The following is a 21,013-nucleotide window of genomic DNA, read 5'->3' on the forward strand; positions in this document are numbered from 1 at the left end:
CCGTTTCGCCGAGGGGTACGGGGCGTGGGCGCCCCCGGAGGTGTGGGCGCGCGCGGGGCGGCCCGCGGGGGCGGGCGCGGCCATGACGTTGCGGGCAGCGCCCGAGGGCACCGAACCCGAGCTGGGCGCCGCCGGAGCCGAACCACCGCCGCGCGGTGGCGGTGTCGGCGCCGGGCCGCGGGGCGCGCCGCCACCGGGACCCGCGCCGCCCGGACGCGGACCGGCGCCGCCGCTGCCGAAGTAGCCGGCCGAACCGGGCGCCGCGGCGGGCCGGGAGGCGACCGCCTTGGTACCGATCGCACCGAGCGCCATCGCGCCGACCGCGGTACCACCGGCCACCATCAGACCGGAACCACCGGTGCCGACCGTGGCGACCGCGGGTGCGACCAGGCGCATCAGCGCGGGCAGCACGAACGCCACGCTGCACAGCAGCACCAGCGCGACCAGCATCCGCTGTGCCTGTTCACCTTCCGGCAGCCCGGCAGAGGTCGTCGTCTCGTCGACGTGTCCCGCGGTGGTGAACGCGATCATGTACACGATCGCGGCGACCGGTTTGAACAGCATGAACGCGATGATCCAGCCGACCAGCTTCTGATACGACTGCTTACCGGTCCCGGTCGCCGACGCGGCCGCGGCCAGTGGCAGCACGCCGGCGGCGACCACCAGCAGACCCTGCCGGACGATGGCGAGCACGATCTGGGCGAGCGCGCCGAGCAGACCGACGATCGCGATGATCAGCACCAGACCGGGCGAGAACGCCTGCAGCTTGGACGTTTTCACCATCAACTCGGCCATGTTCTTGGCATTGCCGCCGGTCGCGTCCTCGATGATCCACTCGGAGAACCGGTCCGAGGCCCTGGTGCCCGCGACGATCACCGCGCCGAGCATCCACGAACTGAACACGACCCGGGCGAAGAGCCGGAACGATTCGGCGGCCTCGCTGACGGCCGCCCCGCGTCTGGCCTCGGCCAATCTGCCACCGGTGATGATCACCGAGGCGATCAGCAACAACATCTGGATCTGATAGGTGTAGTCGTTGATCTTGGTGAACAGGGCGCCCGAGTCGCTCACCGCCTCGTTGGGCACCTTCATCCAGAAGGTCAGCGCCAGGATCAGCGCCTCGCCGAGACCCTTCATCAGCGAGTCGACCACCTTACCGAAGGTGGAGTCCCACGCCTTGTCCTTGACCGCGGTCGCCGCGTCGCCGGGATGGGTGGCGGCATTGCCCGCCTTGCACACCGCCGAGGCGGCGTCCCCGAGGGATACACCGGGAATGGCGACACTGTCGAGTGTGTCGTGCAGCTCGTTGCATGCCTGGTCGAAGCCGTAGGTCTGGCCGTAGGCCACCGTCGGCGTCGCGATCATCACGGTGAAGATCACCGCGAATATTGTGACGATCCGCCTCAGCATTGTTGGCACCCCTCGATGGTCCGCAGGGAATCGATCCGGGCTGTGCTGCTGTACACCGATGCTCACCATTTCGTCCACCCCGCCAGCGATTCCACATATTCGGTCTGGGTATTGGTCGTGGTCGACGGCTTGAGCCGCCAGTCGCCCTCGTCCCACACCACGATCATCCGCATGGCGGCATACAACTGCTTGCCGTCGATGACCGGACCGCGCGAGGCGAGTCGCACGATGGCCATGTCGTCGGCGTAATCGTCGATCTTGAACGCGTCCGATGCCACGAAGTAGCGGGTCACCTTCTCCGGCTGCTGTTTCGGCAGCCGGTCGCTCGACAGCGCCGAGTCGTAGGCGGCCAGCTGCGCCGAACTGACCCGCACCTGCGTGACGTACAGGTCGCGATCGGCGGGCCTGGCGTTGAGCCGGTAGGTGATCTGCGCGGCGGCGAGCGCGGCGCCCTGCGGGGTCCGCGCGTAGCCGACGGCCAGACCGTCGGAGATCCTGGTCGGCCCGTCGGAGGTGGAGAACGGCACCGAGGCGCCGTACACCCGCTGCCAGCCATGCGGTTTCGTCGTGCCCTCCGGCGCCCCGGTCAGCCAGTCCGAATCGACGGGCGTGCGCTGGGTTCCCGGTACCTGCGCCAGCGGCTGACCCGCCGGGTTGTTCGGCACGTCGACGCGCCTGCCGAGCAGATCGATCTCGGGATCGGCGAAACCCGTTCCGCCCGCGGCCTGCGCCGGCGGCGGCGCGCTGTCGGTCTCGGCGTCGCTGCTGGTGAAGTACACGACCGCGCCGACGACCAGGATCAGGGCGAGCAGGGCACCCGAGGCGATCATGCCGAAAGAAGCGCGGTCGCGCGCGCCCGGCTCCTTCTCGCTCACGTCGGTGCCTCCAATGTCACAATGTCGGTGGGTAATTCGTCGATCGCGTCGACGGGCCGGTCGGTGGACTGCGGATCGGGTAACTGCAGTCGCCAGTCTCCGCCGTACCAGCTGACCGTGGTGTGGTTCACCGCCCTGGATCTGTCCGAATATTCGGTATAGACATCGACCCGGGACTGTTCGTCACGGTATTCGGTGATTTTGTAACCCAACAATCTCGGCGCGTACTCCGGCGCGGCGGGCCCGGTGATCGACAGCTGCACGCGATTGATCGCCCACTCGTCGCGGGCCGGACCCGGCACGAGTTCCTGATTCACCACGGTGGCCCACTGGTTGTCGGGCGCCACCGACAGCCGGATGGTGTGGGTCAGCGCCGCCAGCCCTGCCCCGCGCGGGGAATGCTCGAAACCCGTTGCGGCGCCCTGGGCCACCGTCGCCGGGCCCTGGTCGGACTGGGGCAGGGCGATGCCCTGGTAGTCCTGCCAGCGCACCCCGGTCGGTGCGGCGGACAGGTCGGGGCCCGCGTCGTCGCCACCGCCGCAGCCGACCGCCGCGGCCAGCAGGGCGATGCCGACCGCGACCGGCCGTGTCACTGTGGAATTCATCTTTCCGTCCGAACCCTCACGCCGGCAGGAACGCCAGCGCGATCGCGGAGGCGGTACTGGCGACCGCCGCGCCGAGCAGGCTCATCAGGACGCCGTGTGAGGCGTCGTTGACGGCCAGGTCGGAGCGGAACGCGATCCACAGCCGACCCGCCGACAGGATCATCCAGGCAAGGCACGACAGCAGGACGAACCAGAGCAGCCAGTTCAGCAGCTGCATCATCGGCGCCAGCACGTCGGCCGGGATCTGCTTATAGGCGAGCACGGTGATCACGTACCGATGACCGCGTTCATGATGGTGCCCGCGCTGGTCGCGACGACACCGCCGATCATGGCGCCGGCCACCATCTTCGGCGACTCGAGGCCACCGCCGGTCCAGCGCTCCCAGGCGAACTTGCCGCCCGCGTAGGTGATGCCGCAGATGCCCGACAACAGCACGAACCAGGTGAGGTATCGCACCAGCTGCAGGATCTTCTCCGAGCCGGGAGGAGCTTCCGGTGTCGGATTACCCACCTGGGCCAGGACGGTGCCGTACGTGTCCTGCACGGCGAGGAGGATCATGCTCATCGGGTGCCTTTCTCCCACTGTAAAGGTGTTGTGCCACAAACACTTCGACGCCGACAACCGTTTGTACACCACCGGCGGCCCGACCGCCCGGCGTTCACGATCGACCCTCCCCCGGGCCAGGCCCGTCGATACTCGCGCGGATCGCGGCGACCAGATCGGTTCCGAGCTCACCGATCTCGGCGGGCACCTCGTCGAGCGGATCGACCCGGCGCTTGCGCGGCGCCACGTCGTCGCCCGGTGACCACACCGGCAGCGCCTCGGACTCGACCAGGGTCCATTCCTCGATCCACGGCACCTGCCAGACGTGCCCGGCGAGTGAGCCGACCACATCCCGGTACCGCCGGATCTCCGGTGGTACCCGTCCCGGGCGCGCGGCGACCGTGATCAGCCCGAGCACCAGCGACGGACCGGCGAGCCCGGCGTGGTGCTGGCGCAGCAGGTCGTGCGCGCGGGTGAGGCCGGAGATGGTCTCGCGCGCGACCAGGACGACATAGGGGGATTCCCGGTCGAACACACCGGGCCACCGGCCGCGGGCGTCGGCGGCGGGGGCGAGCACGTGGGCGAGCGTGGTCGCGCCGGAGCCACCGTGCACGCCGAGCAGCCACACCAGCGGCGCCCGGCCAACCCCGGGCACCGGACGATCCCAGATCGGCGCGCGCAGCGATTCGGGCGGCGCGACGACACCGATTCCGGCGGGCGCCGGTTCACGACGACGACGAAGATTCATAGCGGCCGTCATGATGCCACCCCGGCGAGCAACCGCCCATATGCCGCACGCGTCGCCTCGGTCAGTTCGCTGTGCCGAACCAGCTCACCGCGGGCCAGATGCGGGTCGTAGGGGATCTCGACGACCTCGCGCACCCAGCCGGACAGATGCTCGCGCAAATGCTCGGCTACCCGCGAGTCGTCGTGCGAATACTGGTGTGAGACAACGATGGTGGTGTCGGCGACGACACCGGCGCCATCGTCACCGTAGTGGTCGTCGAGCCATTCCAGCGTGACCCGCAGGCGGTTGGCGGCGTCGACGCGGGCCGGAATCGCCAGTACCAGTGCGATATCGGCGTCGTCGAGCAGCGGGCGCAGTTGCCGACCGGCAATCGGGTTGCCACCGTCGTAGACCGCCGTGTACCCACCGTTGTCCAAAGCCCTGGCGACAGTGAGATATGTCGCGCGCCGCCGCAGCGGAGTCGCGTCGCGCCAGAGCAGTCCGAACCCGGAGGTCGACCGGGACAGGCAGTCCTCGAGCGGGGCCGGTTCGTCGTCGCCGCGGCCGTAGACCCACGACTGCAGGTTCACCGGATGCAGGTGCTTGTCGGCGCCGCGCAGGGCAAGATCGCTGCCCGCCGCGGTGGCGTCCACCGCCACGGTGGCGCCCTCGGTGACCAATTCGCCCGCCAGCCCGAGCGCCGTCGTCGTCGTGCCCGCGCCGCCACAGCCGCCGACCACCAGGATCGGCCTGCGCCCGCCCTCGGCGCGCTCACCGCTCTTGCGCCGCAACCGCACCACCGGAGCCGGATCACGCGCCACGTCACCCGACGGCTCCCCCTCGGGGGCTTCGTCGAGCCATCGGCTCCAGTCGTCTGTCATCGCCTCTGCTCCTTACCCTGCCGCGATGCCCGTGATGAGCGTGCGATCGCCGATCAGCGCGGTCCGCACCGACTGCTTGGTGTAGGTGGCCGGTGCGCCCGCGGGCCGGAACTCGGTGACCTCCACCGTGTACCGGTCCGCGGCGACGGTGGTGATCCGCACGCAGTGGGTGGTCCCCACCGGGATGGAGTCGATACCGCGCTGGATCACGGCGGCCGGCGAGACAGCGGCGCCGGGGGCGGCCAGCGCCCTGGCCTGCTCCCCCGATCGGTTCACGTAGTAGGCGTACTGGAAGGCGAGCACGGCGTCGGGGCCCGAGCCGGTGCCGCCCGCTTCGGCGCTGCGCACCACCGTCTCGGTGCGTTCGGTCGGGCAGGGACCTTGCGGGTCGGCGGCCATGTTGCCCGCCACGAAGTGCAGGGGCGCCGCGCGTTCGGCGGTGTCGCCGCCGCGGCCGAGCAGCAGGAAGAACACGCCGGTCGCGGCGAGGACGAAGACGAGTACCGCGACGGCGAGCACGATCCAGGTGCGGTTGCGGCGGGTTTTCGCGCGCAGCGCGCCGGAAGGCTGGAGTACCCGCGCCTCGTCGTAGTCGTCGGCCGCGGCGTCGGGCCAGGGGAACTGGACCAGTCGGGCGTCGTAGTCGTCATCGGGGCCCGGTGCGGGTTCGGCGACCCAGTCCGACCAGCCGCCGGTGAATTCGCGGCGCCGCGCGGCCAGTTCGGCGGGCGGCGCCGGCTCCGGTTCGGGCTCGGGTTCGATCGGGTACGGCTGGGCGCCGTAGGCCGAGTTGTCGTAGCCGTCGTCGGTGTCCCGGCGATCGGTGTCGAGGCCGGTCGTGCGGTCCGAGTCGTCCCCTGCCGTGGTGGACAGCTCGGGCCCGGTGGGCTCGGCTGCCTGGTCGGCGGACGGGGCGCGCTCGGGGCGCTGCGAATATCGGTCGAGGCCGTCGTCCTCGCCCGCCGCCTGGTCGGCGGTGTCCTGGCGCGCAGGGTCGGCTGCCTCGGTCTCTGGCTCGAGCGCCGAATACCAGCGCGACAGTTCGTTGTACGACTTCAACATTCCCCCCTTTCCGCGGCGCCGGGCACATCGATTCGCATTGCAGACCTCTCGGTGATCAGTTCACAGAGAACGGACGGGTGGTGGGAGCGATGGTTCCGGGTGACGCGGCAGGCGGAGTCGACGCGCCACCGGATGAGGCGCCATCGGCTCCTGTCCCGAACGGAAATTGTCCCCCACGGGAGGGTGTGGGCGTCGTAGACGCGCCGGTCGGGCTGGTGAAGATTCCGGCACTGCGCTGGTCCGACCCGCCGACCGGCACCGCACCCCGTCCGGAGGCGCCCGCGGCGTCTCGCGCGACCGCGGCGAGCCAGTCCGCGACGTACTGGGTCGGGGTCGCGCCCTGCGCGCCGACGCCCATGCGCGAGTACGCGTCGTGGCGTTGCGTGGTGTCCCAGTAGCGCACCCAGGTGGTCACGTCGAGCAGCTCGGAGTTGTCGGTGATGTTCTGCTGGACGGCCGTGTACGCCTCGCTGACCAGCCGGATCCCGGTGGTCGGCGGTACCAGCTGCGGCACGGCGCCGACCAGCTTGGTGCCGAGCAAGGTGAGCCCGACCAGCGGATTCGACAGTGTCGCGGTGGCCAATTCGGCGATGCTCGCCGGGTTGAGCAGGGTCTTCACCACGGTGGTGACGGCGTTGAGCCCGATCATGCCGACCTTCAGCAGCGCCTGGTAGGTGGCGTTCACATCGAGCTGGTTGCGCGGGTCGGAGGCGTCGGCGATGCGCTGGGAGATCGACTTCTTCGGCGAGAGCGAGACATCCGCGAGCGTGCTGCCGGAGATGTCCTCGTTGACGACCGTCGAGGCCGTCTTGATGGACGTGTAGGCCAGCGCCTGCGCGATCGAGACCAGCGAGCCGATCGGGTCGCCGCCGGACAGTTTCACCTGGCTGACGAGATTGGTCACCGCCCGCAGGAGCGGGGCACCCTGCGGCGCATCGCAGGCGAGATCACCTGTCGCGCAGAAGCTCGCGACCCGGCCCGTGAGCTTGCCGAAGTCGGCGGGCTGAGTGCCGCTCGCTCCGAGCCCACCGCCTGGCGCGGGGGCCTGGCGCACCGCGGCGACAGCGTCGAGCGATTCACCCGAGGTACCGGGTGCCGCGCTCGGCGTCGTCCGGTCGGGCGCGCCGGGGAACACCGGGGCGTTCGTGCCACGGGTCGGGTCGGCGAACAACGCGACCGCGGCGACCTTGTCGGCGGGCACCTTGCCGGTGCCCGCGCCCACTTCCTGGGCGAACAGCGAGGCCACGTGGGCGCCTTGGGAATACCCGACCACCGCGATCCGCGAGTCGGGGCAGCGCTGCAAGACCTGGGCGGTCATCGACCGCAGCCGCTCGAGTCCACCGTCGACCGATTGTGTGTAGGGCACAGCCCCACCCGGTACCGCGCCACCGAATCCGGCCTCGTACGGCACATACGCGCGATCGACCAGCCCCGGCTCAGCAGCCTTGGCGAACATCGGCCGGAAGACCGTCGACAGCATGCCGGTGTCGGTACTGGTCGCAGCGTCCGGTGACGATTCGCCTGTGCCCTGAATCCCCAAGGCGTACAGTGCCGGACACGCCGAGATCGATACCTGGGTGGAGGGAGCGTCGGGCGCGCCCTCGTCCGCGGAGGCCACACCTGCCGATGCCGTCACCGAAGCGACGACGAACGAGATCATCGTCGCCGTGAGTCGTGTCGTGCACCGAGCCATATCGATCCGCATCACAGTCCGTTTCGGCTGACCAGTGGAGCGTTGAAACGCAGTAAACCGTAACAGATTCCGGGACTCCCAACCGCTGCCCAAAGTGGCCCTTTCACTGCCCCCGGCAAACACCGTTGTCTCAGCAATCGCCTGGCGATCCGGGCGGCTCGGAAAAGACGAGGGCACCGTCGCGAACGACGGTGCCCTCGCGGGAATTCGGGGTCAGGCGGCGGAGGTCACCCGGTAGACGTCGTAGACGCCCTCGACATTGCGCACGACATTGAGCAGGTGGCCCAGATGCTTCGGGTCGCCCATCTCGAAGGTGAACTTGCTGATCGCGACCCGGTCGCCGTGGGTGGCCACCGACGCGGACAGGATGTTGACCTTCTCGTCGGCCAGCACCTTGGTGACATCCGACAGCAACCTGGTGCGGTCCAGCGCCTCGATCTGAATGGCGACCAGGAACACCGACGACGGCGACGGCGCCCACTCGACGTCGATGATCCGCTCGGCCTGCGACTGCAACGATCCGGCATTGGTGCAGTCGGTGCGGTGCACGCTCACCGCGCCACCGCGGGTGACGAAGCCCATGATCTCGTCGCCCGGCACCGGCGTGCAGCATTTGGCCAGCTTCGCCACGGTGCCGGAGGCGCCGGGAATGAGCACACCCGCGTCGCCGGTGACCCGCTGCCTGCTCGGGGTGGTCGACGGGGTCGACCGTTCGGCGAGCTCGTTCTCCACGTCACCGATGCCACCGAGCTGGGCCATGAGCCGCTGCACCACATGGTGCGCGGACACCTGGTGCTCGCCGACGGCGGTGTAGAGCGCGGAGATGTCGGAGTAGTGCAGTTCGTGCGCGACCGCGGTCATGGCGTCGACGCTCATCAACCGCTGCAGCGGCAGCCCGACCCGGCGGACCTCCTTGGAGATCTGCTCCTTGCCGCTTTCGAGCGCTTCCTCGCGGCGCTCCTTGGCAAACCACTGGCGAATTTTGGCCTTCGCGCGTGGCGAGACTACGAAGTTCTGCCAGTCGCGGCTCGGTCCGGCGTTCTGCGCCTTGGAGGTGAACACCTCGACGACTTCGCCGTTCTCGAGCTGCCGTTCCAGCGCGACGAGCCTGCCGTTGACCCTGGCACCGATGCACTTGTGCCCGACCTCGGTGTGCACGGCGTAGGCGAAGTCGACCGGGGTCGACTTCTGCGGCAGCGTGATCACATCGCCCTTGGGCGTGAACACGAAGATCTCCGGCGATTTGAGGTCGAAGCGCAGCGACTCGAGGAACTCGGCCGGGTCGGCGGCTTCCCGCTGCCAGTCGAGCAGCTGGCGCATCCAGGCCATGTCGTCGACCTCGGCGGCGTCACCGGAGTGCTTGCCCTTGGTCTCCTTGTAGCGCCAGTGCGCGGCGATGCCGAACTCGGCGGTGCGGTGCATGTCCTGGGTGCGGATCTGCACTTCCAGCGGCTTGCCGTCCGGGCCGACGACGGTGGTGTGCAGCGACTGGTAGACGCCGTAACGCGGTTGCGCGATGTAGTCCTTGAACCGGCCCGCCATCGGCTGCCACAGCGAGTGCACGACACCGACGGCGGCGTAGCAGTCGCGGACCTCGTCGCACAGGATGCGCATGCCGACCAGGTCGTGGATGTCGTCGAAGTCCTTACCCTTGACGATCATCTTCTGGTAGATCGACCAGTAGTGCTTGGGCCTGCCTTCGACGATCGCGTTGATCCGCGAGGCGGCGAGGGTGTTGACGATCTCGGCGCGCACCTTGGCCAGGTAGGTGTCGCGCGAGGGCGCGCGGTCGGCGACCAGGCGCACGATCTCGTCGTACTTCTTGGGGTGCAGGATCGCGAAGGCGAGGTCCTCGAGCTCCCATTTGACCGTGGCCATACCGAGGCGATGCGCCAGCGGCGCGATCACCTCGAGGGTCTCCTTGGCCTTCTTGGCCTGCTTCTCCGGCGGTAGGAAGCGCATGGTGCGCATGTTGTGCAGCCGGTCGGCGACCTTGATCACCAGCACGCGCGGGTCCCGCGCCATGGCGATGATCATCTTGCGGATGGTCTCGGCTTCGGCGGCCGCGCCGAGGTTGACCTTGTCGAGCTTGGTGACGCCGTCGACGAGGTGGGCGACTTCCTGCCCGAACTCCTCTTTGAGCTGCTCGAGCGAGTAGCCGGTGTCCTCCACGGTGTCGTGCAGCAGGGCGGCGACCAGCGTGGTGGTGTCCATGCCGAGCTCGGCGAGGATGTTGGCGACCGCCAGCGGGTGGGTGATGTACGGGTCGCCCGACTTACGGAACTGTTTGGCGTGCCGTTCGTCGGCGACGTCGAAGGCGCGCTGCAGCAGCGCCAGATTGGCCTTCGGGTACAGCTCCCGGTGGACGGTGGCCAGCGGTTCCAGGACCGGCTTCACCGCCGCGATGCCGCGCTGACCGGTCATCCGGCGCGCGAGCCTGGCCCGCACGCGCCGCGATGCCGAGCTGGGCACGGAGGCGGTCGGGGACTGTTTGGCGGGTTCGGGGGTCGCCGGGGCACCGTCGGTCCGCGGGGCGCCGGTGGACTCCTGCCCAACCTTCGCCTCGCCGAGTTGTCGAGTCATGCCACCGCCTCTCACGCTGCATTCGGACCCTTCGGCCGAGTGCTGCAACCGCCCGGACCACCAACTTTAGTCCCCACACCGACCAGGCGTTCCATTCCCGGCGGTCACGGGCGTGCGACGGTCCCGACTCGGCCCGAAATCGGCCTCCGACCTGCGGTTCGATCAGCGTTCGTCGATCGCTGCCCGCCGCGTGCGCAGGCTGTGACCGTCGAGGCGGCCGGGCGGGACGCCGAGCAGGTCGAGCACGGTCGGGGTGATGTCGATCAGCGTGTACGCGCTGGTCGTGGCGCCGGAGGTGAAGTCGGCGCCGCGGGCGATGACGAAATTGGCGGTCTCGGCGGGTGTCTGGCCGCCGTGCCCACCCGTCGGCAGGTGGCCGTGATCGGTGGTGACCAGCACGGTCCACTGTTCACGTGGATGCCCGGCGGCGCGCCGGTCGACGGCGGCGACGATCTGCCCGACCAGCACGTCGACGCGGCGGATGGCGGCGAGATAGGCGCGCGATGCGCCACCGTGCTGATGACCGGCCAGGTCGACCTGGTCGAGGTGGGTGAACACCAGATCGGGCCCGCTCCGCTCGATCGCGGCGACCACCTCGGTCGCGGTGGTCGCGTCGGTGAGCGCCTCGTCGCTGTCGCGAGGGTCGGGCGAGGTGGTCAGGGCGACGTCGGCCCGCCGGTCACCACTGGCGGCGATGGTCGCGATCTGGTGCCAGGTGCCGATCGACACGGTGTGCCGCGTGGGGTCGGCGCGTTCGATCCGGGTGAAGACGCTGGGGTAGGCCAGGAACGGGCTCGCGTCGAACTCGTTGCCGGTGATGCCGTGCGCGGTGTCCCACACCCCGGTCAGCACACTCGCCCACGACGGCCCGGAGACGGTGATGTGCCCGGCGATGCTGCCGCGCGAGAGCAGCCCCTGCGCGGCGAGGTGCCGCAGTCGCGGGGCTTGGGCACGGTCGGCCTTGTCGAAGAGCAATCCGTCGATCCCGATGACGACGACCTTCGCCTCCGGTCCACCCCGGCGTGGCATGCCGAACGCGGCCGCCGGATCGATCGCGACACCCGGATCGTCGAAGGTGGTGTCGGAGCCCGCGGCCGACCACAGCAGCGGAAGAGTCACCAGGGCGGTGACCAGTGCCACGAGGACCTTCGCGGGGGCCGACAGCTCGCGCATGTCCTCACGATGCGGGAGCGCGGACGGCCCAGCGAGGCCGCCACGACGGTGTTCATCGACGTTTCACCGGCGCCGCGCACACCGGTTGCCCCGTTGAACGACAAGCCAACGGCGGCAGATCAAGTCGTGGCGCGGAGCTCCTCGGCGAGGATCGCGACGGTGTCGCGGATCTGCTCTTCGGTGTGGCAGGCGGTGACGAAGAAGCGCAGCCGCGCCAGGTCTTCCGGCACCGCGGGGTAGATGATCGGATTGACGTTGATGCCGCGGCGCAGCAGCGTGTTCGACAGTCGCATCGTCTTGAGCGAATCACCCACGATGCACGGGATGATCGGGGTGTCGTGGCTGTCGCCGGTGTCGATCCCGGCGGCGCGGGCCAGTTCGAGGAACAGTCGCGCGTTGTGCCGCAGACGCCCCAGCGCTGTGCCGTCGGCCCGCAGCTGCCGGATCGCTTCCGCCGAGGCGGCGGCGTTCATCGGCGTCATGCCCACGCTGTAGACGAACCCGGGCGTCGTGTACTTCAGGAAGCGGATCAGCTCCGCGCTGCCCGCCACATATCCCCCGCATCCGGCCAGTGCCTTCGACATGGTGCCCGACCACAATTCGACGTCGCCGCGGTCGACGCCGAAGTACTCGCCGATGCCGCCGCCGTGCGCGCCGAGCACGCCGACGCTGTGCGCCTCGTCGATCATCAGCAGCGCCTGGTGCTTCTTCTTGATCTCGATGATCGCGGGCAGGTCGGGAATGTCGCCGTCCTGGCTGTAGACGCCCTCGATGAGGATCAGGACCCGGCGGTAGCGGTGCCGCAGCTCGCCGAGCAGCCGGTCGAGAGCGGCATGGTCGTTGTGCGGGAACGGCCTTCGCGTCGCGCCCGACAGCACGCAACCCTGCAGGATGCTGTCGTGGGCGAGGCTGTCGTGGATCACCAGGTCGTCGGGACCGACGAGGTGCCCGATGATGGTGACATTCGTGGAGTGGCCGCCGACCAGCGCGATCGCGTCCTCGGTGCCCAGCAGCGCGGCGAGTTCGGCCTCCAGTTCCCGGTGCACCGGCTTCTCGCCGGACAGCACCCGGCTGGCCGAGCAGGAGCTGCCGTAGCGGGCGACGGAGTCCTGCACGGCCGCGACGACCGCCGGGTGCCCGGACAGCCCCAGGTAGTTGTAGCTGGAGAAGTTCACCACCGGAGCACCGTCGATCAGCGAGGTGTCGCGGGTGACGCCGTCGTTGACGAGGAAGTACGGGTTGTCCAGGCCCAGTGCCGCAGCGCCGGAGAGCCGGTCCTCGATCGCCTTCACCTCGGGGAAGTCGGCGATCCGGTACTCCGGGGTGACGGCCACCGAAGGCGTTTCCGGCACGACCGGCGCCGGAGCGGGAACGGTCGGGGCCGGAGTGGGTGTCCCGGCGACCTGACCGGTGACGTAGCCGACGACGTCGCCGAGTGTGGTCGCGGCGCTCGGCCAGGAGGGGTCGACCTGCAGTCCCGGCAGCTTGCGCATCAGGCCACCGAACAGGTCCGACAGCATCATCGAGTCGAATCCGAGCTCGCCGGTGAGGGTTTCGGTATCGCGGAGCCGATCGACGGAGTACCCGCTGACCCGGCCGCACTCCGCGCGCACGATGCCGGCGATCGTGCCCGGATCGACTGTGGGACCCGCCTGCGGCGAGGCGAGGGTCGCGGTACCCGGCGCGAGGGGGGCGGTGGCGCCAGGTGCGCGGGTCGCCGTCGCGCCCGGCGCCATGCTCGCCAGCAGCGCGTTCTGTTCACGGAAGAGCGCGATCATCTGGTCCATGGTGGTGTCCTGGTCCATGGTGGTGGCCTCCGCCGGGGTGGCAGGTGGGGTGAGGGTGGTCGGTTCGAGCCAGAAGCGGTGCTCGGTCGAGAAGTCGTAGACCGGCAGCCGACGGCGGACGCGCTGTTCGGCGTCGTACAGGTGATCCCAGTCGGGATCGAGACCGTCGCGGTGCAGCGCGGCAACGGTTTCCGCGAGTTCACGGCCACTCGCGCCGGGCCCGGGGCTCGGCGTCAGGCACCGCGGCAGCAGATCGGGTCGCAGCCGCCCGACGAGCGGGGTCAGCATGCGGCGCGGGCCGATCTCGACGACGTGGGTGGGGTCGGCCTCGACCGCCGCCGCCAGCGCGTCGCCGAAAAGCACGGTGGCACGGACATGTTCGACCCAGTACTCGGCGTCCATCATCTCGGCCGGGTCGAGCAGCCGCCCGCGCACGGTCGAGTAGATCGGCAGAGCCGGTGCCCGGTAGGCGCATTCCCGGGCGACGTCCGCGAACTTCTCCAGCATCGGCGCCATCAGCGGACTGTGGAACGCGTGCGACACGGTGAGCGGCTTGGCGGCCACCTGCTGCTCGGCCAGGACCGTCCGGATCCGGTCGAGCGCCGTCGCGGCACCGGAAAGCACGAGATCGGTGGGCCCGTTCACGGCCGCCAAGGCCACTTCTGGCTCGCCGTCGAGCAGGTCGGCGAGCTGTGCGCGCGTCGCTCGGACCGCGAGCATCCCACCCCCGTCTGGCAATTGCTGCATCAGCCGACCACGGGCGACGACCAGGCGGCACGCGTCTTCGAGGTCGACGACTCCGGCCACGGCCGCCGCCGTGAATTCCCCGATGCTGTGCCCGATCACCCAGGCGGGGCGCACGCCCGCGTCGGCAAGTGACTGTGCCAGCGCGTATTCCATGGCGAAGATCGCCGGCTGCGCGAGTTCGGTGCGATCGATGACGGCGTTGTCGTCGAGCAGCAGCTCGCGGATCGAGGAGCCGAGATGCGCCGTCATCGCCGCGTCGACGGTCCGCAGCGCCCGGTGGAACGACCCGCTCACGGCGTCCAGCGGCCGCGCCATTCCGGCGAATTGGGACCCCTGGCCGGTGAACATCCAGCCTGCCCGAACCGGCCCCGCCACACCGGATTCCGCACCGTCGCGCAGCCGCGTGATCGCCTCGGCCGGGTCGGCGGCAACGACCGCGAGCCGGTGCCGCCCCGACGACTTCACCCGGTTGCTCGTCCAGCAGACCTGCGCGAACCGATCCTCGGGAACCGAGTTCAGCAGCTGCGCCATGCGCAGTGCGTTGCGCTCCAGCCCTTTCGCATTGTCGGCCGACACGGTGAGTACTCCACCGCCACCCGCGGGCGCGTCCTCCGCCATCGGCGCACCGCCGAGCACGAGGTGCGCGTTCGTGCCGCCGATGCCGAAGCTGCTGACCCCGGCCAGCGACGGTCCGTCGAGCGGCATCGGTTCGGCGAGCAGGCGCAGCCCGTTGCGTTCCAGCTGCAACCGCGGATTCTCCTGGTCGGCGAACCTGGTCGGCGCCGCTATGCCATGGTGCAGACTCAGCGCGACCTTGATGATCCCGGCGACACCCGCCGCGCCCTCGGTGTGGCCCAGATTGCCTTTGATGGAACCGATTCCGCAGGCCTTCGCACGATCGCGCCCGTGCAGCCCGCCCAGCGCCTTGACCTCGATCATGTCCCCGAGCACCGTCCCGGTGCCGTGCGCCTCGAGGAAATCGACCGCCCCTGCCTCGACTCCGGCCCTGCGGTACGCCTCGCCGATCACCTGTTGCTGCGCCCACCGGTTCGGCGCGGTGATGCCGTTGCTGCGCCCGTCGGAGTTCACCGCACTGCCCTTGATCACCGCGTAGATCGGCAGCCCCGCCGCCTGCGCGTCGGCCAGGCGGCGCAGCACCAGCGCCGCAACGCCTTCACCCCGGACGATTCCATCCGCGTTGCCGCTGAACGGTTTACAGCGCGCATCGGGCGCCGAGAGCCCCGCCTGGGTGTAGAACACGCCGACCGCCGGAGTGAGCACCAGATTCACGCCGCCGGCCACGGCCTGGTCGCATTCGCCGGAAGCCAGTGCGGCACAGGCGAGATGGACCGCTACCAGCGACGACGAGCAGGCGGTGTCGACCGCCAGGCTCGGGCCCTTCAGGTCGAGCTGATAGGACAGCCGGTTGGCGGTCATGAAGTAGCCGTTGCCCGATCCGTGCTGCGGGGTGATCGCGGCGTAATCCGACATCTGCAGGTTGGCCCATTCATTGGCCATCACCCCGATGTACACCCCGGTGCGCGAACCGGATTGGCCCCTGGGGTCGAGCGTCGCGTCCTCGAATGCGCGCCAGGTCGCTTGCAGCAGCAGCCGCTGTTGCGGGTCCATCGCCTCGGCCTCGTGCGGGGTGATCCCGAAGAACTCGTGGTCGAACGCGTCGGCGTCGTCGATGAACCCGCCGCTGTGGGTGTTGATGGTGCCGGGCCCGCCCGCCGGGTCGTGGAAGTCCTCGGCGTGCCAGCGATTCGCGGGCACCGCCGAGATCGCGTCGCGGCCGTCGATCAGCAGCTGCCACAGCGCGGCGGGATCGGCAGCGCTGGGGAAGCGGCAGTCGAGACCGACGATGGCGATGTCGCTCATGCCGCGAGGACGAACTCGTCGGCGAGATAGGTGGCGATGGCGGCGACGGTGGGATAGTCGAAGACCAGCGTCGGGTCGATCTCGAGGGACCAGCGGTCCTCGATCTCCCCGCACAGCGACACCGCCGAGACCGAGTCCATCCCGAGTTCGGCCAGCGGAGTCGCCGGATCCACCTGGTGGGGGGAACGGCCGAGGTAGTCGGCGACCCGCTCGACGAGCCAGTCCTGGACGGTGTTCGACGTGTGGGTGGTGGTGCTGAACATGGTCGGCTCCTGGCTGGGTACGGATCGATCAGACGGTCAGTGATCGGCTCAGCGCCGGTTCGAGATCCTCGTGCAGAACCCGTTCGAGGCTATGGGTGAGGAACGCCTCGCGCATCGAGCCACGCTGGACTTTGCCGCTGGTGGTGCGATGCACCGAGCGTGCGGATCGGGCGGCGACCAGCACGACGTTCGGCGCGGGCACATCGAACCCGCGGGCCACCGCGATCTTGATCGCGGAGGTCAGCTCGGCGAGCGTGGTCTCACCGAGCAGGTCCGGTTTCACGCCCTGCATCACCACCATCCGTTCCCGGTCGAGCACGTCGACCGAGACCACCGCGCCCGCGTTGCCCGCCAGCGCCGGATGCAGGTTCTGCACGAGTTCCTCGACGTCGGTCGGGTGGACGTTGCGGCCGTTGACGATCAGCAGATCCTTGAGGCGGCCCGCGACGAACAGTTCGCCGTCGTGCAGCAGGCCGAGGTCGCCGGTCCGCAGGAACGGGCCTTCGGTGCCGAGATGAGCGTCGAAGACCTCGCGGGTTTCGGCGGGCCGGTTCCAGTACCCGGCGGCGACGCTGTCCCCGCGCACCCAGATCTCCCCGGTGGCGCCGTCCGGCAGTTCTTCGCGAGTCGCGGGGTCGACGATGCGGATCTCGAGGCCGTGGGGAGCGCGCCCGCAACCGACCAGCGGGGCATCGCCTGCCCGGTCGTAGCGCACCAGCGGCGCGCCCATCGTCGCGGCGCTGGCCAGCAGCGTCACCTCGGCCAGCCCGTAGGCGGGCAGGAACACCGTGGGGCGCAGCCCGGCGGGGGCGAATCTTTCCAGGACCGCGTCCAGGGTCCGGGCCCGCACCGGCTCGGCGCCGCTCAGCGCCACTTCGAGGGTGCTCAGGTCGAGCTCGGCGAGCTGCTTGTCGCTGACCCGGCGCAGGATCAGGTCGTAGGCGAAATTCGGGGCGCCGGTGAACGTCGCGCGGTACCGGTCGATGGCTTGCAGCCAGCGCACCGGGTGTTTGATGAACGTCGTCGGCGCCATGAACACCAGGTTCGCGCCGGAGTACGCCGTGCCGAGCAGCATGCCGATCAGGCCCATGTCGTGGAATTGCGGGATCCAGCTGACGCCGGTCGAGTCCGCGGTCAGCCCCCCGGCGGAGATCGCCGCCAAGTTGTGCAGCAGATTGCGGTGCGTGACGACGACGCCCTTGGGCGTGCCCGTCGATCCCGAGGTGTACTGCAGGAAGGCGATCGTGCCCAGGTCGAGGTCGGGCAGCTGCCAGGCGTCGGCGTCGCCGAGCGGCTGATCGGTCGCGACGACAGTGGCGGTGGTGCTGGTGGCGACCAGCGGTGCGAAGTCGGTGGTGGTGAGCACGAGCTGTGCCCCGGAGTCGGCGATGATGCCGCCCACCCGCTGCGCGGCCCGGTCCTCGTGCGGCAGCGGCGCCGGGACAGCGATGACACCGGCGTACAGGCAGCCGAGGAAGGCACGCAGGAACTCCATCCCGTCGAGATAGAGCAACACCACCGGCTGCGCCGACTCGGGCCGTTCCGACAGCCACTGGGCAAACGCTCGGGCATCGCGGTCGAGTGCACGGTAGGTGACGACCTCCTCGACCAGCTCCCGCCCGGATTCCCGCAGGTAGATGTACGAACGGGTGTCCGCGTACCGGGAAAACTGCTGCCTGACGTGGTGCACGTAGCTGGAGTGCATATCGTGGTTTCCTTCGGAGGTCGGTGGGGTAGCTACTACTCTGCGCTCCTCGGCCGCACACCGGAAGAGACCTCAGGGGCCACCCGCCGAACCCTCAGGGTGTGCTGTCCCGACCCCTTTGGTGGAGGAAGAATGGCGTTGACAGCCGCGCCCCACTGTGGCTGCCTTGGCAGGTGGGGAACATCGCGCCGATCCGTCTCGCCGCCACCGCCGACCTGCACCTGCGACCCGCCGTCGCGGGCAAGTTCCGGCCCGGCTTTCTTCGACTCGATCACCATGCCGACCTGTTGCTCCTGGCCGGCGACCTCACCGAGGGCGGTACCCGAGCCAACACCGAACTGCTCTGCGCCGAACTCGCCGATCTCCCGGTTCCGGTGATCGCCGTCCTTGGCAATCACGACCACGACGAGCACCACGGCGAGTGGATCACGCGGCGGCTCACCGAAACCGGTGTCGTTGTCCTGGACGGTGATTCGACGATGCTCACGATTCGCGGGCACCGTATCGGGGTCGCCGGGGTGATGGGCGGTTCCGGTGGCTTCCCCGCGCACCCGGGTGATCCCGACTCGGGCTCGGCGGAGCATCGGGCCAGGATGCGCCGTGGTCCGATCGACGCCGAGCGCCTCCGCCGGGCACTCGACGCCCTCGACTGCGATACCCGGATCGCCCTCACCCACTTCTCCCCCGTCGTCGACACCCTCGTCGGCGAACCCACGTCCATCTATCCCGGACTGGGCTGTCACGCCATGGGTGCGGCGATCGACGCGGGTCGTGCCACCCTCGCGGTGCACGGTCACGCCCACGCGGGGAGCGAATGCGGCCAGACCACGGGAGGCGTTCCCGTGCGCAATGTTTCGTATCCGGTGCTGCGCCGGACCTACGCGCTCTACGACCTGCCCGCCGATCGGGTCTAGCCCGCACACCGGCTCACAGCCGCCGAGAACAGTCGAACACGGGGGGCGGTCGGGGTTTGCCCGCTCCCGGCGGCCGGACGACCGGCAGCCGTCGGTTACGCCTCGCTGTCGCTGAACGCCCACACGACGGCGGGTCGACCGGTGGCCTTCACCCGCCGCCGTTCGCCGGTGCGGTCCAGACCCGGGATCGCGGCCAGCGTGCGGTTGAGGTTCGCCGGGTCGGGGCGGGTGCCGTGCAAGGACGTGCTGAGGTCGACCGCGCGGGTCGCGGGAAACTCTTCCCCGGTCAGTGCGCGGGTGAGGGCCTGGTCTTTCCACAGCATCCCGGCCAGCAGGCCGCGGCTGGTGTCGACGATGCGGTTGTGGTCGAACGCCAGCGGGGGAACCTCGTCGAAATCGACCCACTCGGCGGGCCCTTCGTGCTCGGCGACGACGGCCCACATGGCGATCGACAGCGTCGGCCCGCGCGGATCACGGTGCGGCTCATCGAAGGTGACCAGCTGACCGACCGCGCCGATCGCCGCACTCGGCACGCCGAGTTTGGTGTGCACCGCACGCCGGGCAGCCTCGGCGAGGCGTTCGCCCCGCCCCAGCAGCACGCCGGGCAGCGCGAGTTCGCCGGTGAACGGTGCGAACTCGCGCGCGGCGATCCCGATGCGCACCCCGCTGTCGGCATCCCAGCACCGCAACGTCACGACATCGATCGACACAACGGATTGCTCCACGTCATCCCATCCTGCCGCAAGCGCGCCCCGGAGGCGAAGCCGCGGTGCCCACAGTCGGCGTCGCGAGCCCGCTGCCTGCGCAACCCACAGCCCGCTATCGGACGTTCCCTCATCCGGGCTGTTCGGCAGCCGCGACGCCGCGATCCCCGCCCACCGGCACAGTGTTCGCCGAACCGGCGCCGAGCGATGGTTCGAGACGAAGGACGCGGTCACGCCGTTCCGGGCCATGGCCGGTCAGCACGACCGGCACGCGGAGATGCTCGGCGAGCCAGTCCGCCGGGTCACCTCGGACCGGCTCGAGGATCGGCGTCGCCTCGGACACCTGGTCGGTGAGCCGCTGCTGGTGGTCGAGATCACGCCATGGGCCCGGGATGAGTTCGGTGACGATGCCCGCGCCGGTGTCGTATGCCGCTGCGGCGCACAGCGTCGCGGGCACGTCGAGGTGGTTGACGACCAACCCGTCGATCCCGCCGCAGACCTCGATCGCGTACCGCAACAGGATCGGGTCGAGGTGGCCCTGCCGGAACGCGCCCTGATACGGGCCGGTGCCGTTGTGCGGCTCCGGGTGTCCCAGTGGCGCTTCGGTCGGTAGCGGACCCGCGCCGTGCCGGGTCATGTAGGTGCGGGTGACACCCAGAACCGTTACGGTGCCACCGATCCCGGCGACCATGGCGCGGGCATGGCGCGGTTCGACGGTCGACCAGGTGGTGTGCGGGTGGAATCCGCGCCATTCGTCGAGGAGAACGCCCTGCGCGCCCTCGAACACCAGCCTGCCGCGCCCGGCGGTGCGCGCGAGTTCACCGTCGTCGGTGACGCGCACGGCCCTGGCGAACTCGCCGTACATCGCGACCAGGGCGTCGATCGATTCGTAGCCGTGCGCGCTCGGGCCGATCAGCTCGTCGTACTGGGCGGCCAGCCGATCCAGCTTGGCGCGCAGGACGACGGGCGTCCGGCAGTCGGCGACGGTCGGCGCCTCGTGTTCGAGTGCGTACCACGCGGTTTCGCCGATGCCACGACCGCAGGAGCCGTGCCGCGAGGAACCCCTCGCGTCCTCGCGCGCACGGTTCGCCGCGATGTGGATCGGCGTGGTGAGCAGGGCGCGACCGTCGACGGCGAGCAGTCCCAGCGGATCACGCACACCGACCGCGGCGAGCTGCTCGGATTCGGCGGCGAGCGCGATCGGCTCCACCAGCATGTGCCGCGAGAGCAGTGTCGGCACACCGTGGAAGGTCCCCGCGCCGAACTGCGCGAAGGTGTGGTGGCGGCCGTCGGCGACGACATTGTGCGCGGCCTGCGCACCGCCGTTGAACCGCACGACCGCCGCCACCCCGAGGCCCGCCTCCGCCGCACACAGCCAGTCGACGGTCGCGCCCTTGCCCGCGTCACCGAATCCCAGATCGACGACGACGATGTGCCCGGCACCGAACATGCTTGCGCCC

17 protein-coding genes are annotated in these 21,013 nt (G+C 69.9%); 1 reads left to right on the plus strand and 16 read right to left on the minus strand.

Annotation, left to right across the window (positions count from 1 at the left end; translation table 11 throughout):
* The 14 genes from ACWF9G_RS11730 to ACWF9G_RS11795 all read right to left on the minus strand — a co-directional run.
* Positions 1–1,380 (minus strand): hypothetical protein (locus ACWF9G_RS11730; RefSeq protein WP_452515070.1); only part of this gene is annotated, 1,380 nt, incomplete at its 3' end.
* 92 nt (positions 1,381–1,472) lie between these two features.
* Positions 1,473–2,285 (minus strand): hypothetical protein, encoded by an 813-nt coding sequence (locus ACWF9G_RS11735; protein WP_379309953.1) that lies wholly within the window; start codon positions 2,283–2,285, stop codon positions 1,473–1,475.
* A complete protein-coding gene (locus tag ACWF9G_RS11740) occupies positions 2,282–2,890 on the minus strand; it encodes a hypothetical protein (RefSeq protein ID WP_379309952.1) in 609 nt (202 codons plus the stop codon). Before ACWF9G_RS11740 ends, ACWF9G_RS11735 begins: the two co-directional genes overlap by 4 nt.
* Before the next feature lie 16 nt (positions 2,891–2,906).
* Entirely contained in the window at positions 2,907–3,161 is a 255-nt protein-coding gene (locus tag ACWF9G_RS11745; RefSeq protein ID WP_378849371.1) for a hypothetical protein, read from the minus strand.
* A complete protein-coding gene (locus ACWF9G_RS11750) occupies positions 3,158–3,454 on the minus strand; it encodes a hypothetical protein (protein WP_022566424.1) in 297 nt (98 codons plus the stop codon). Before ACWF9G_RS11750 ends, ACWF9G_RS11745 begins: the two co-directional genes overlap by 4 nt.
* A 94-nt stretch (positions 3,455–3,548) precedes the next feature.
* Complete coding sequence (locus tag ACWF9G_RS11755) at positions 3,549–4,181, minus strand: P-loop NTPase family protein (RefSeq protein ID WP_379309951.1); 633 nt, start codon at positions 4,179–4,181, stop codon at positions 3,549–3,551.
* A gap of 8 nt (positions 4,182–4,189) precedes the next feature.
* Entirely contained in the window at positions 4,190–5,041 is an 852-nt protein-coding gene (locus tag ACWF9G_RS11760) for a MinD/ParA family ATP-binding protein (protein WP_452515072.1), read from the minus strand.
* A 12-nt stretch (positions 5,042–5,053) separates the two neighbouring features.
* On the minus strand, positions 5,054–6,103 hold the full coding sequence (locus tag ACWF9G_RS11765) for a hypothetical protein (RefSeq protein ID WP_452515074.1): 1,050 nt from the start codon (positions 6,101–6,103) through the stop codon (positions 5,054–5,056).
* A 55-nt stretch (positions 6,104–6,158) separates the two neighbouring features.
* Positions 6,159–7,763: a cutinase family protein gene (locus ACWF9G_RS11770; protein ID WP_452515076.1), complete on the minus strand. Its 1,605-nt coding sequence runs from the start codon at positions 7,761–7,763 to the stop codon at positions 6,159–6,161.
* Positions 7,764–8,009: 246 nt separating this feature from the next.
* Positions 8,010–10,379, minus strand: a complete 2,370-nt coding sequence (locus ACWF9G_RS11775) for a RelA/SpoT family protein (RefSeq protein ID WP_189023761.1) — start codon at positions 10,377–10,379, stop codon at positions 8,010–8,012.
* A 162-nt stretch (positions 10,380–10,541) separates the two neighbouring features.
* Positions 10,542–11,552 carry an alkaline phosphatase family protein gene (locus ACWF9G_RS11780; RefSeq protein WP_452515078.1) on the minus strand — a complete coding sequence of 337 codons (1,011 nt, stop codon included), beginning with the start codon at positions 11,550–11,552 and terminating at the stop codon, positions 10,542–10,544.
* 119 nt (positions 11,553–11,671) lie between these two features.
* Positions 11,672–15,967 (minus strand): type I polyketide synthase, encoded by a 4,296-nt coding sequence (locus ACWF9G_RS11785; protein ID WP_452515080.1) that lies wholly within the window; start codon positions 15,965–15,967, stop codon positions 11,672–11,674.
* Positions 15,964–16,230: an acyl carrier protein gene (locus tag ACWF9G_RS11790; protein ID WP_452515082.1), complete on the minus strand. Its 267-nt coding sequence runs from the start codon at positions 16,228–16,230 to the stop codon at positions 15,964–15,966. The genes ACWF9G_RS11785 and ACWF9G_RS11790 overlap by 4 nt, the downstream gene beginning before the upstream one ends.
* 28 nt (positions 16,231–16,258) lie before the next feature.
* The gene (locus ACWF9G_RS11795) at positions 16,259–17,935 is read right to left on the minus strand and encodes a fatty acyl-AMP ligase (RefSeq protein ID WP_379309944.1); all 1,677 of its coding nucleotides are present in this window, start codon (positions 17,933–17,935) and stop codon (positions 16,259–16,261) included.
* Positions 17,936–18,108: 173 nt separating this feature from the next.
* On the opposite strand from ACWF9G_RS11795, the gene ACWF9G_RS11800 reads away from it, so the two are divergent.
* Complete coding sequence (locus ACWF9G_RS11800; RefSeq protein ID WP_452515084.1) at positions 18,109–18,849, plus strand: metallophosphoesterase family protein; 741 nt, start codon at positions 18,109–18,111, stop codon at positions 18,847–18,849.
* Positions 18,850–18,944: 95 nt separating this feature from the next.
* Here the strand turns inward: ACWF9G_RS11800 and ACWF9G_RS11805 are convergent, their stop codons facing one another.
* The gene (locus ACWF9G_RS11805) at positions 18,945–19,574 is read right to left on the minus strand and encodes an NUDIX domain-containing protein (RefSeq protein WP_452515086.1); all 630 of its coding nucleotides are present in this window, start codon (positions 19,572–19,574) and stop codon (positions 18,945–18,947) included.
* A 109-nt stretch (positions 19,575–19,683) separates the two neighbouring features.
* Positions 19,684–21,003 carry an adenylosuccinate synthetase gene (locus ACWF9G_RS11810; RefSeq protein ID WP_452515088.1) on the minus strand — a complete coding sequence of 440 codons (1,320 nt, stop codon included), beginning with the start codon at positions 21,001–21,003 and terminating at the stop codon, positions 19,684–19,686.
* Positions 21,004–21,013: the final 10 nt, after the last annotated feature.

The organism is Nocardia sp. NPDC055029 (assembly GCF_053608525.1).